The sequence below is a fragment of the Nostoc sp. C117 genome (assembly GCF_043099735.1).
Taxonomy (GTDB): domain Bacteria; phylum Cyanobacteriota; class Cyanobacteriia; order Cyanobacteriales; family Nostocaceae; genus Nostoc.
The window spans coordinates 3,204,051-3,217,001 of the sequence record NZ_CP170991.1 but is presented as its reverse complement, the minus strand read 5'-3'; the positions used below and the strand labels follow the sequence as shown (position 1 = coordinate 3,217,001).

Here is a 12,951-nt window from a genome sequence, read left to right as displayed (position 1 = left end):
ATTTTTTCTTTTTAAGTCATGTAAACACTTAATTTGGGCGTTTAACTTCAACTATTTATGTTAGACAACGTTTCGCTATTGCTTCAAGCTTGTGATAACTTAAACATCAGTTATGAAATTATTTATCCTACTGAAAATTTAATTAGAATAAAACTGAATAATAAACATCATTATTTTTGTAATTATAGTACTCCGTTAATTAATCAAGCAGTATCAAAGATAATAAAAGACAAAGAGTATACTTACCATATTTTAAATAAGAAAGTTAAACTTCCTCGAACAATAGGTTTTCTTTCCCCTTTTTGTGACATCCAATATAAGATGTACTTAAAATTTCCGACTATTGAAGATATTATATTAGAAATTAAAGAACAGTTTGAAACACCTGTAATTGTTAAAAGAAATTCTGGTTCGAGCGGACATAACGTATTTTTATGCCAGAATCAAGATGAAATTGAAAATGCTTTAAAAGAGATTTTTAATATCAACTTGAGAAAATATGATTACGTCGCTCTTGCTCAGGAATTAATTTCTATCAAATCTGAATATAGAGCGGTTTTCTTAAATAAAGAATTAGTTTTACTCTATGAAAAAGATGTAACTAATGCAACATTTACAGGCAATCTAAGCCCTCTTCACTGGGATGGCGCAAGAGCAAAGTATATTAACGATCCAGAAATATGGTCAGAAATTAGTAATTTTGCCAGACCAGTTTTTGAAGAATTAGACCTTAATTATGCTGGTCTAGATATCGTATTAGATAGAGACAATAAATATTGGTTGATTGAAATCAATTCTCACCCGAATTATACAATTTTCACTAGAGACAATGGAAAGCAGCATGTGTTGAAAGTTTTTGAAAAAATGCTAATTAGTTTAGAATCAAAATAAAAATTTGGGCATTGGCATAGGAAAAATAAAGCAGGTTTCTTTTGTATGAAGTACAAAGCTATGGGTTTGGAGGAGGCAGAGACTGTTTACATCTGATTTGAAGTCCTGCATTTTGTACCTCATTTACTTGCAAACTGCTATAACTCTTTACTCTTTACTCTTCACTCAGCACTCACCACTAACTTGGCACTCTCATTGCCTGTGTTGGTATCCACACAGTAAAAATTGAGCCAATGCTCACGGTTGATTCTACTTCAATTCGACCGCGATGGAGTTCTACAAGTTGTTTAGTTAAAGCTAGTCCTAATCCGGTGCCTTCGTAGCGACGGCGATAGGGTGTATCGAGTTGCTGAAATTTCTCAAACAGTAATGGTAATTTTTCTTCGGGAATGCCTATGCCGGTGTCTTCTACTTGAAAAATAGCGCTATCATCCTCTACCCAAAGACGGAGGGTAACACTACCGTTTTCGGGGGTGAATTTAATCGCATTCGTTAACAGATTCCAGAGAATTTGTTCTACTCGTTCGGCATCGGCGGTCAGGCGATCGCGTTTGGGATCAATTTGTAAATCCAGTATAAGATTTACTTGTTCGCTTTTTGCTTTTTTTTGTAGCGATTCTACAGCACGTTCTGCAACATTTAGCAAAGAAAATTCCGAAATATTTAAAGCTGTCTTACCAGCCTCGATTTGTGATAAATCGAGGATGTCATTAATCATTGCTAATAAATGTTCTCCACTATCATGGATTGTTTGCAGATAACCCCGTTGTCGTTGACTCAATTCACCCAAAGGCCAGCGTAACAACGTCGAAGACATCCCAATCACATAAGTTAAAGGTGTGAGTAATTCATGACTGATGGTAGCGAGAAATTCACTTCTGAGGCGGCTAGCAGCTTCGGCGGCGAGTAGGGCATCTCGTAGCGCTCTTGTACGCTCAATAACTCGTTCTTCCAAGGTTTGTTTTTCTTGGGTGAGCCTGAGAGCAGCATCTTGCAGAGATCGCATTAACTCAGCTTGATGAATAGCGATCGCTAATTGTTCGGCAATGGAAGTCAGCAATTTTTTTTCGCTATCAGTCCATTGACGTGGATTATCGCACTGATGGGCAATCAGCAATCCCCAAAGTTTTTCTTCAAAGATAATTGGTGCAGCTAACTTTGCCCGAACTTGGCATTCCCTTAAAAAATTCAACAAACAGTCTTCTAAAGCATAAGTTTTTTCAACATCATCCACAGCTAAAGTAAAGCCTTGGCGATACTTTTCCCAACATTGAGAGGTGCGGATAAAGCAATTTTTTTCCGTGTAATTTAACACCGACAAAATAGTATCAGTAGCACGCGCTTCATAAACAACATAACCCCCAGACTTTTGGTACTGTTCTGGCAGAGGTTGACTATTAACAGACAAAGAAAGTGAGCGTTTACCGCTACCCTCGTGCGGTGAAAAATCTGAGTAGAGGTTTCCTTGAATTGATATTTCTGGTTCCATATCACTAGCGAAAATTCCTTCTGTTGTCGCTAGTGGCCTTCCATTGAGAGCAATACTCTCAAACTGGTGTTGTTGAGTCTTGACTTTAGAACCCTCAAATTTATAAATTACTAATCTGTCTAATTCCAGAAACTCACGCACTTGTGTAATTGCTGTTGCCATAATTACTGGTAAATCTAGGCTTTTACGGATCTGCGTTGTTACCTGGTTTAACAGTTGTTCTTGGGAAATCTGTTTTTTTAGGGCATCTTCTACTGGCTGACAGATATAAACAGTCGGTCCATTTGGGATTGGAGGTGGTATTATCTCTTGGTTTGGCTTAGTTAGGAGATATTCTAATAACAACAGCGTAAATTGACTTTGGAGCGTAGCATCATTGGGTCTAATAATTTGGCGATAGCGTTGGATATTTTGGTAAGTGTAAGAATTGCACTCAAACAAATCTCTCACTTGGGAGATAAAAGAAGCGATCGCCTCCAAATTAAACGTCAACCTAGTATTGAGCGCTAAGTGAGTGCTGAGTGGGGAGTTAGCAGTCCCAACTACAGAGGAAATTTCTTGCTCCCCTGCTCCCCTGCTCCCCTGCTCCCCTGCTTCTTTGCTCCCCTCCTCAAAATTCCCCAGCAAGAGCGCACTAAACTGCTCAGAAACCACGACTGTAAACCTTTGCCTTTGCCACTCTACAGGTATACAAATCGACGCCAACGTAGCTTCTGTCAGTACTAGAACGGGACTTTCCACCGTTTGAGCCATCTGTTCTAACAATTCTCCAAGCTGATTGAATACAACAATAGGCAAGGTTCGAGAAAAGCTCAAATCAGGAGAACTCAGCATTTTCAATCATTTTGGTAAAAGGGGCTGAATGCAGGGACGAAAGTTTGTTTTATTGTGTACAAACCAACAGTTTAAGACGGTAATACAAGATTATGCATCGTACTAGTAGCATACCCGGTGGATGGAATCAGTCAGAAAGTTTAATTTTTTTAGAACAAACTCCAGCGACTTTGGTGTTGATTACAGCTGCTGATACTGACATTCAAACGTTGGCAGCTGCGGTGACAAAATTACCTCCAAAATTTCCTGCATTTAGAGTCGCCAACTTGTTGCAATTGCAGCAACAATTAACTATTGATACTTATGGAGAGCAAGTTTTGGAACTTGCCCAGGTAATAATTTTGCGCCTATTAGGAGGACGTTCCTACTGGGGTTATGGCTTAGAAGTCGTGCAGGAAATTGTCCAACGTAATGGTACAACCCTCATTGTAATGCCGGGAGACGACGCTTTTGATCCCGAATTAATCTCTCAGTCTACCGTGCCTTTGGCTATTGTTAACCAGATATGGCAGTATTTTAGCGAAGGCGGCGTTCAAAATTTCGTTAATGCTCTGCAATTTATCAGCGATAGTTGCTTATCTACTGCATACAATCCTCCAGCACCGCAGCCGATTCCGCGTGTGGGATTGTATGAATGGGGGGCGGAGGGGCAGAGGGGCGGAGGGGCGACACTTCGGCTACGCTCAGTGACCGAGGGGCAGAGGGGCGGAGGAGAGTTAGAAACTGATTCATCCATCTCAGAACTCCGTTCATCCACCTCAGATACTCGTTCATCCACCTCAGAACCTCATTCATCCACCTCAGATACTCGTTCATCCACCTCAGATACTCGTTCATCCACCTCAGAACTCCGTTCATCCACCTCAGAACCTCATTCATCCACCTCAGAACTCCGTTCATCCACCTCAGATACTCGTTCATCCACCTCAGAACCTCATTCATCCACCTCAGAACTCCGTTCATCCACCTCAGAACCTCATTCATCCACCTCAGAACTCGTAGCCGAAGTGCCACTCCCCAAAGTCGGCATCCTTTTCTACCGCGCCCATTATCTGGCGGGAAATATTAAGGTAATTGATGCTCTATGCCAAGCCTTGGTAGAGAAAAATTTACAACCTGTGCCTGTGTTTGTTTCCTCATTGCGTGAACCGGATGTTCAAATTGAGTTGTGTGAATTTTTTCAACCCAAAGAAACCGAACCAATTGCACTGCTGCTAAATACCACCAGTTTTTCTCTAGCACGCTTGGAAAGCGAAATACCCCAAACGGAACTGTGGCAAAAATTAGACGTACCTGTGTTGCAGGTAATCCTCAGTGGTGGCTCAATTGAGCAGTGGGAGTCACAGTTTCAAGGGCTTTCTCCCCGCGATATTGGGATGAATGTGGCGCTACCAGAAGTAGATGGGCGGATTATTAGCCGTGCTGTGTCTTTTAAAGCCGTGCAAACTCGTAATCCCCTTTTAGAGACAGATGTGGTAATTTATGAACCAGTGAGCGATCGCATTGAGTTCGTTGCTAAGCTAGCAGCAAACTGGGTGCGTCTGCGTTCTAAACCACCCCAAGAGCGGCGAATTGCCTTAATTCTGGCAAACTACCCCAACCGCAATGGACGCCTTGCTAATGGTGTGGGACTGGATACCCCAGCTAGTTGTGTAGAAATCCTTCAAGCTTTACATCTGGCTGGTTATCAAGTAGAAAATCCACCTGCTCAAGGAGATGAGTTGATTCAACGGCTAACATCTGGCGTCACCAACGATCCAGAAGGTAGAGAATGGCTTCCGATACACCAAAGTGTTTCTTGGGAAGAATATCAAAAATATTTCGCTTCATTACCGCTAGCAGTGCAGCAAGGTATTAGTGAACGGTGGGGACTGGGGACTGGGGACTGGGGACTGGGGACTGGAGAAAAGGAAAACGGGGGAAACAAGAGGGATACCCAATACCCAATACCCAATCCCCAATACCCAATCCCTAATCCCCAATCCCCAATGCCCGTTCCCGGAATTCAACTCGGCAACATCTTTATAGGAATTCAGCCGCCAAGGGGTTATGATAATGACCCCAGTTTGAATTATCATGCGCCGGATTTAGAACCAACCCATGCTTATTTAGCTTTTTATTATTGGGTGAGAGAATGTTTTGGTGCTGATGCTGTAGTTCATGTGGGCAAACACGGAAATTTAGAATGGCTACCTGGTAAAAGTTTGGCTTTATCGAGTAATTGTTACCCAGAAGTCGCTTTCGGCGCACTTCCTCACTTGTACCCGTTTATTGTCAACGATCCTGGTGAGGGTTCCCAAGCTAAACGTCGCGCTCAGGCGGTGATTATAGATCACCTCACACCGCCCATGACTCGCGCCGAACTCTACGGTTCTTTGCAACAGTTAGAAAATTTAATTGATGAGTATTATGAAGCAGAAAGTCTAGATCCTTCCCGTTTACCAGTGATTCGCGATCGCATCCGCGAACTGATAATCACAGAAAATCTCCATCTAGATTTAGGAATTCAAAATGAAGAAGTTTTAAATTCCGAATTTTCAATTTTGAATAATATAGGCGGCTATCTTTGTGAATTGAAAGAAGCCCAAATCCGCGACGGATTGCACATTTTTGGGCAATGTCCCCAAGGACGGCAATTAAGGGATTTAATAGTAGCGATCGCTCGAATACCCAATCGCTATTCTTCAGGTATTACCCGCGCCATAGCCCAAGATTGGGGACTAGACTTCGATCCCCTCACAGCCGATTTGTCAATGCCTAGTGGTGAAAATTCAGTAGTCAATGGCATAGAATGTCGTACCATCGGTGATATTGTTGAAGTCCTAGAAGAACACGCCGCCCTTTTAGTAGAAAAACTGATTAGCCAGAATTCAGAATTCAGAACAGACGCGATGAATCGCGTCTCTACTCCTAACTCTTGTACAGACGCGATTCATCGCGTCTCTCCTAACTCCCCACTCAGCACTACCCTTGACTGGATAAGCGATCGCCTCCTTCCCGCTTTACAACGAACCCACGAAGAAATTACCCACTTATTACACGGACTCGATGGCGGGTATGTCCCCAGCGCCCCATCTGGCGCACCCACACGCGGACGCCCGGAAGTTCTACCAACTGGGAAAAACTTTTATTCTGTGGATATTCGTGCCGTTCCCACAGAAACAGCTTGGGATATTGGGAGAAAAGCCGCTGAAACCCTCGTAGAATATTACACTCAAGAACATGGTGAGTATCCCAAAACACTAGGTTTATCATTGTGGGGAACTGCCACCATGAGGACTGGCGGTGATGATATTGCTGAAGCCTTGGCTTTGCTGGGAGTACAGCCTGTGTGGGATGGTGCAGCGCGGCGAGTAGTGGATTTTGAAATTTTACCCCTGACGATTTTAGGGCGTCCCCGCGTAGATGTCACCTTGCGAATTTCTGGATTCTTCCGGGATGCATTTCCCAACTTAATTGATTTATTCGCTCAAGCAGTGACAGCAGTGGCAAACTTGGATGAACCGCCAGAACAAAACCCCCTCGCAGATGCAGTGCGCCAAGAGACTGATTTGTGGACAAAACAAGGTTTAACTTTAGAAGATGCGAAAGAGCGATCGCAATATCGCATCTTTGGTTCTCGTCCAGGAGCTTACGGTGCTGGACTCCAAGGCTTAATCGAATCGCAAAACTGGACAGATGACCAAGATTTAGCCCGCGCCTACATTAACTGGAGTAGTTACGCCTACTCCTCAGGAAACGGCGCAGGGGGAACAGGGGAGGATAAAATCTCCAATGCCCAGTCCCCAGTCCCCAGTCCCCAATCCCCACTCCCCAATACCGAAGCCTTCGAGCAACGCTTAACCAAAATGCAAATTGTCCTGCATAATCAAGACAACCGCGAACACGACCTACTCGATTCTGATGATTATTATCAATTTCAGGGTGGCTTAACAGCAGCGGTGCGTTCTCTACAGGGAAAAAATCCTCAAACTTATTTTGGGGATAATTCTATACCCGCCCAACCACGCGTTCGCCAACTGAGAGAAGAAATTGCCCGAGTGTATCGTTCTCGTGTAGTCAATCCTAAGTGGATTGCCGGAGTTATGCGCCACGGTTACAAAGGTGTCTTTGAAATGTCAGCGACCGTAGATTATTTATTCGCCTACGATGCTACAACTAAATGTGTCGAAGATCATATGTATCAAGGCATTGTCGAAGCTTATTTGCTCGATCCAGTTGTCTCGGAATTTATTCAGGAAAAGAATCCTTATGCACTGCGTGATATTGCCGAAAGATTATTAGAAGCACACAAGCGCAATTTATGGCAGGATGTAAATATAGGAACATTAGAAGCTTTGATAAACCTAGTACATCAAGCTGAAGCAGTTATCGAAGAAAAATCAATGGTGTAGGAAAAAACTATGGAGAATCTTGCGTATTTACACCTAGCTTTCGCCTATGAGGACAGCACACCCAATGAATTAGTCTCCCTCAGTTCTTTGTTTAACAAAGCAACTGCGCCAGACTGGAAACGGCTTTCTGGTAGGGCTTGGAACTATATGCTCCCCCTTGCTCTATCTTTGTCTATTCTGAGTGCTGTCAGCAGCGTGATGGCGCTGGAAAAAGGCGATCAAGGTCCTTCTGTGAGGAATATACAACAAAAGTTAAAAACAGCAGGTTTTTACCAAGCTCCCATCACCCAAATCTATGACGTATCCACAGAAGAATCTGTGCGGCGCTTCCAAAAGGCTGCCGGGTTGCAAGTGAACGGGATTGTTGGAGCAACCACCCTGCAAAAATTAGACACCTGGCAAGCTAAAAAACCCAGTAGCACAACGACACAAGCAAAAAAAACCACTGTTGTCAGTGCCCAAGCTAAAAAAACCAGCACTACTAGTTCAGTAAGTACCCAGCGCCATAGTCCCGACTACCTGATGAAGGGAGATGAAGGTGAAAATGTCAGGGTTTTGCAAGAACGATTACGAATCGCAGGGTTTTATTACGGAAACGCCACAGGCATATTTGGTCCGATTACTGAAGAATCTGTCAGACGTTTCCAAGATTCTTACAACTTAAGCGTTGACGGGGTTGTTGGTCCGGCAACATTACGTAAATTGCCCGCAATTGGCATTGGTGATGGAGAAGAGACTCCCAAAAAGGTAGTAAATCGAGATAAACTCCGCGTAGGCGATCGCGGTGAACCAGTTAGATTACTACAAGAACAGCTCATTCAGGCAGGATATTTAGAGGGAGAGCCAAATGGCTACTATGGTCCCTACACTGCCGATGCTGTACGTAGATTTCAAGCAGCTAATTACTTAACAGCAAGTGGCGTTGCTGGACCAACTACCAGAGCTAAATTATATAGCTCAATTGATACTGCTCCTAAGAGCGAATTTAATGTTTTAGAAATCCAAACACGATTGCGGGAGCGGGGCTTTTATAAAGGCAAGCTGAACGGTTTGATGGCAGATGACACTAAAAAAGCAATTAAACAAGCCCAGGAATTCTACGGGATTAGTCTCAAGGATCTTAAGAGCGGACGCTTTTAGCATCCGCTTTGGTGTTGTTAGTATCAGTCCTCAACTGATTGCTTACCTCCAGTAATAGCAAATTACGAACTGCTCAAAATTCCACTTATTTGGTTAATTTGAGTAGTTTCGTTTTTTAATCCCCCAAGTGCTAAAGCGGCATCAGCGCTCGTTGGCACTTGGGACACACTGCATGAATGGTCATTTGACAGTCAAGCAGGTGAAAACCTTCTTTTTGAGCAGTTTTCCCACCAATTTTTAAAATTGAGTCATTTTTAAACTCAATGGTTGAGTTGCACCGCACACAAATTAGGTGATGGTGGTGATGGGGATAAGGCTGGTTAATTTCATAATGCTTATGTCCCTCACCCAATTCTAATTCCCGCAAAATTCCCATTCTCGCCATCAACTTCAAAGTGCGATAAATAGTTGACAGACTAATCCCTTCACCGTCAGTTTCTAACCGATGATAAAGATCTTCCGCACTCAAGTGTTCACCTTGCGGAAGTTCCTGAAAAATGTGTAAAATTGTTTCGCGCTGGGGAGTTAAACGCCAGCCTCGTTCGTTCAGTTCTGCCTTAAGTGAAGTAGTTGTGTAGACAGTCATACTAATATTTCTCAACTAACAGGCTTTGTTGAGAATATAGCAAATATTCTGAGTAATTTGCAACAGTCGTTCTCTATTGAGAATCTTTACTAAATACTTAAGAAAATTTCATCAAATCTTGATTGAAAAATCAGGTAACCCTTAATCCTTATCTTCAAGATATTCTCAGCCAAGGTTTCGGGAAAGTCTTGTATATTTAGATGAAAATTATTAGCTATAAGTAAATATCTGTTCAGATAACCATTTCTTATTTCTCTTTGCGTCCTTTGCAATGAAACTCCTTCGCCTTGGGGATTGTACGAAATAGGCTATCTAGCTATTTTTGTCAAAGTCCTGTTAATTAAGAATTATTAATTCTAGTAATTCTCATTTTAATGAGATACACCAGCTAGTAAGTTAGCACATCTGTCATTAGGGTCAACTTCAGAAGAGAAAACCCAAAGTTGTTGGATGTAAGCGTCAATCTCTCAATGACCCTTAGCGCCCCGCCCTCATAACCGTATATGTTTGCTTGTGGTTAATTATTTTTTCTGTAGCTTACCTGTATATGAACTACTATATTTATATCTATTTCAACTTAAATTCGTCAAACTTCACTACTTCTGAATCACCCTTGCGAGTATCAAAACGATAACTGCTGATGGTACCTGTCCCTGTATCAAAGATACTAAAAACTGTAATATCATTACTAGCAATATAAGGCATGGGCTGGCCATCTTCACCTAACAAAGGTGCAATTGTTGGTAACATCGGTTTTAAACCATTAGGGTCGCCAACCTGAACATAATCCTCTTGATATCCAATTGGCACTTCTCGCTTTCTCTGACCCCAAGCCGCGCCATAAGTGTTACCGACATTAGATGTTTCTAAAAAGTGCATTCCAGTAGGACTAACAAAGCGGTTCCATAAATGGGAGTGTCCATAGAATACCAATTGCACATTAGCCGTTTCTAGTAAAGGGACAACATCACGGATGATATAATCTGCGTTTTTAGGGTACTCATAACGGACTGCCTTAATTTTGCCATCATCCCGTTCAATTATTTGTACTGGATCTGTATAAGCAGGAACTATATTATCACCCAAAGTATGTGGGGGATGATGAAACATCACAACTTTGTATTTTGCTTGTTTAAACTCAGGGCTATTAAGTTCTGTTTCTAACCAATTATACTGCTTGCTGCCTTTAGTAATTGGCTCATAAATTACCTGTCCATAACCCCAATTTTCTGGATGATTAAAATCCTTTTCTGCTTCTTTATATCTACCTTTTGCCTGTGCATCTAACTTAGGACTTCGCCACATATTGGTAATATATAGTACTACTAGACGCACATCACCAAAACTAACTGCGTAATATTTTTTTCCACCCTCTTTACTTGTTGGTAGAGTGAAAATTTCTTCGTAGGTAACAGTATTAAAAGAATGATCTATCGCAGATGTATCAGGGTAAAATTTTTGAGCAACTGCATGAGGAATGGTATCATCAAATTCATCATTTAAACTTTCTTTCCTAGCAAATCGCCCCATTACTTCATGATTACCAATGCAAGTAAACATGGGTGCATATTGAATGATTTTCCCACCAGTGTAGGTTGTCTTCACACCGTCGTGGGTCATTTCGTATTTAGCACGACCTTGTAAACCAGGAAACAACGCACCACCACTATTATCATCAAACCATTCTGAGGCGCGATCGCTCACATTAACCAAATCACCAGCAAACCACACCCCATCAACTCGTCCAACGGTTTCCACCACCTTTTGCAGATTTGCAGATGTCATCGGCTTTAATTGATGATCTGAAGTAAGTAGAATTTTTAATGCTGTATCAGGTTTGGGAGTAGCTGCGAGGCTAAAAACATCACTGCTAACGCTCTCACCATCTTCTCGGACACTTGTGACGCGATAATTTACCCGCACACCAGCAGCTAACCCAGTTACCTCAGCCTCATGTCGCCAAATGTCACGCTGTACAGGTTTTTGATAAACTTGGTTGTCTTTGGTTTGGTTTGCAATCTTTGACTTTTGGTCTTCGCGTGTCCGACTGAGTTTGATAGTATTTGCTTTAGCAGTTTGGTTGAAATTTTCCCCGTAGGACACTGTGTGATTAACACCAGCAAACTCGGTAAACCAAACTACTCGCACTGAATTTTCAGTTGGCACTTGCAAAAATGGATCGGTCAGCAGATAAGGTGCTGATATCATATCTGTTTGCCTACATGAATGCACGCTTACTAGAGTAAAGCATACAACAAGCACAAGCATAGCCACTGACAAGATTTTTCGGGTGTCTAAGGCTCTGAGCATGAGTAGCATAGCAAAATTTTGTAGGGTATTCACCGATTAAACCCAATTTTATTATTACCCTCTTCCGGCTAAGATTATCTAATCTTCTCTCCTACTCTGTGTTCTCTGCGCCTCTGCGGTTTATTAAAAAATTAGGTATTCTTTTAGCAGAAAGAGAGTAGCTTTTTGGCGAACACCTTTAAAAATCTATTCTGCATAAAACGTCTAGTGTCAAGATTATGAGGGGGATAATCCGCCACCGCTACCAAACTTAAAATATAAAATTGAAACGGGAGATAGTTTGATTGCGCCTAGCCCTGCAATAACGGGAGTTATGAGACATGAGTTTATCAGCCAGTTTCGTCCGAAAAAAGCTGAGTATATGCGAACTCATGAAGGGGGTAAGAAGCCAGGGCAAAGGCATCATGTCAACAGAAAGAGCCTATTGTCAATAAGCTGAAAAAAAGTCGTATTAATAGCTACTTATTGACATAGATTTAGCGTAGGCGTAGCCCGCACTTCTCTACGAGACGCTCCGCGAACAACTTCGCTCAGTGACCGTCGTAGACATCGCTTTGAAGCTTGCAAAATAAATCAAACGCGAAATGCTGATTTTTTCGTTGGTTCTTAACGTTAGTTGTGATTAAGAGTAATTTAGATGCGTTTGCAATAAACCTCTTGCATAAATATTTTTTGGTCTCAGGCAAAAGATAAGATAAAAATAATGAGCTTTGCAAAATGTTAAATGATTTAATGCTGCTGATTTGGTAGTTTCTCGCAGAAGCTACTGAGAAATATCGGAATTGAAAAACCGGTCAATCTTTTCAGAAGATCTCGCTCAAGCTGGATTTGAGAAAAGCGAGACGCTAGTTCAGTACTGCGATAAAAAGTATACAAAAGTCACCATTAAAGAGTGTACATTAAATCAGCAAACCCATAAAGGCTGATGACTAGCAATAGTAATGCTGTTAATTGGGTAATTCGTGTCTGGGGTGAAGGAGCGATCGCTTCTCGTACTAAAATGGAAATAGATGCCCCAACTACTAAACTCAAACCTAAGATTAAATAAGGCCTGTCGGGTAAAATACTAGCTATTGCCAACATAGCGATCGCTAAAAATAGCATCAATAATTCTACAAACCGCGGCGGGTTATATTGGCTAGATACAATAAAAGTGTTAAACCAAAAATACCAAAATCTCATATTTCACTGCTGAGTGCTGTTAGCGTTAGCCGGGCGTTTACCCCATGCTGAGTTAAGAGTTGTAAATTATGTAGTCAGTTATGAGTTATCGGTGAGGAATCAAGTTGTGAGTTATAAAGCAGCTT

7 protein-coding genes are annotated in these 12,951 nt (G+C 41.9%); 3 read left to right on the top strand and 4 right to left on the bottom strand.

Annotated features, from left to right (window positions below):
• Positions 1 to 57 precede the first annotated feature (57 nt).
• Positions 58 to 891 carry a RimK family alpha-L-glutamate ligase gene (locus ACFG4S_RS14095; protein ID WP_392535382.1) on the top strand — a complete coding sequence of 278 codons (834 nt, stop codon included), beginning with the start codon at positions 58 to 60 and terminating at the stop codon, positions 889 to 891.
• 178 nt (positions 892 to 1,069) lie between these two features.
• Here ACFG4S_RS14095 and ACFG4S_RS14090 read toward each other — a convergent pair whose 3' ends face one another.
• A complete protein-coding gene (locus ACFG4S_RS14090; RefSeq protein ID WP_392535381.1) occupies positions 1,070 to 3,214 on the bottom strand; it encodes an ATP-binding protein in 2,145 nt (714 codons plus the stop codon).
• A 92-nt stretch (positions 3,215 to 3,306) separates the two neighbouring features.
• Here ACFG4S_RS14090 and cobN point away from each other — a divergent pair, with 92 nt between their 5' ends.
• On the top strand, positions 3,307 to 7,608 hold the full coding sequence (gene cobN / locus ACFG4S_RS14085) for a cobaltochelatase subunit CobN (protein ID WP_392535380.1): 4,302 nt from the start codon (positions 3,307 to 3,309) through the stop codon (positions 7,606 to 7,608).
• Between the two features lie 9 nt (positions 7,609 to 7,617).
• The gene (locus ACFG4S_RS14080) at positions 7,618 to 8,748 is read left to right on the top strand and encodes a peptidoglycan-binding protein (RefSeq protein WP_392535379.1); all 1,131 of its coding nucleotides are present in this window, start codon (positions 7,618 to 7,620) and stop codon (positions 8,746 to 8,748) included.
• 130 nt (positions 8,749 to 8,878) lie between these two features.
• On the opposite strand, the gene ACFG4S_RS14075 is transcribed toward ACFG4S_RS14080, so the two are convergent.
• The 3 genes from ACFG4S_RS14075 to ACFG4S_RS14065 all read right to left on the bottom strand — a co-directional run bounded on the left by ACFG4S_RS14075 (position 8,879) and on the right by ACFG4S_RS14065 (position 12,826).
• Positions 8,879 to 9,334, bottom strand: coding sequence for a Fur family transcriptional regulator (locus tag ACFG4S_RS14075; RefSeq protein WP_392535378.1), 456 nt, complete (start codon positions 9,332 to 9,334; stop codon positions 8,879 to 8,881).
• Positions 9,335 to 9,901: 567 nt separating this feature from the next.
• Positions 9,902 to 11,542: a metallophosphoesterase gene (locus tag ACFG4S_RS14070; protein WP_392535377.1), complete on the bottom strand. Its 1,641-nt coding sequence runs from the start codon at positions 11,540 to 11,542 to the stop codon at positions 9,902 to 9,904.
• A 987-nt stretch (positions 11,543 to 12,529) separates the two neighbouring features.
• Complete coding sequence (locus ACFG4S_RS14065) at positions 12,530 to 12,826, bottom strand: hypothetical protein (RefSeq protein ID WP_392535376.1); 297 nt, start codon at positions 12,824 to 12,826, stop codon at positions 12,530 to 12,532.
• Positions 12,827 to 12,951 lie beyond the last annotated feature (125 nt).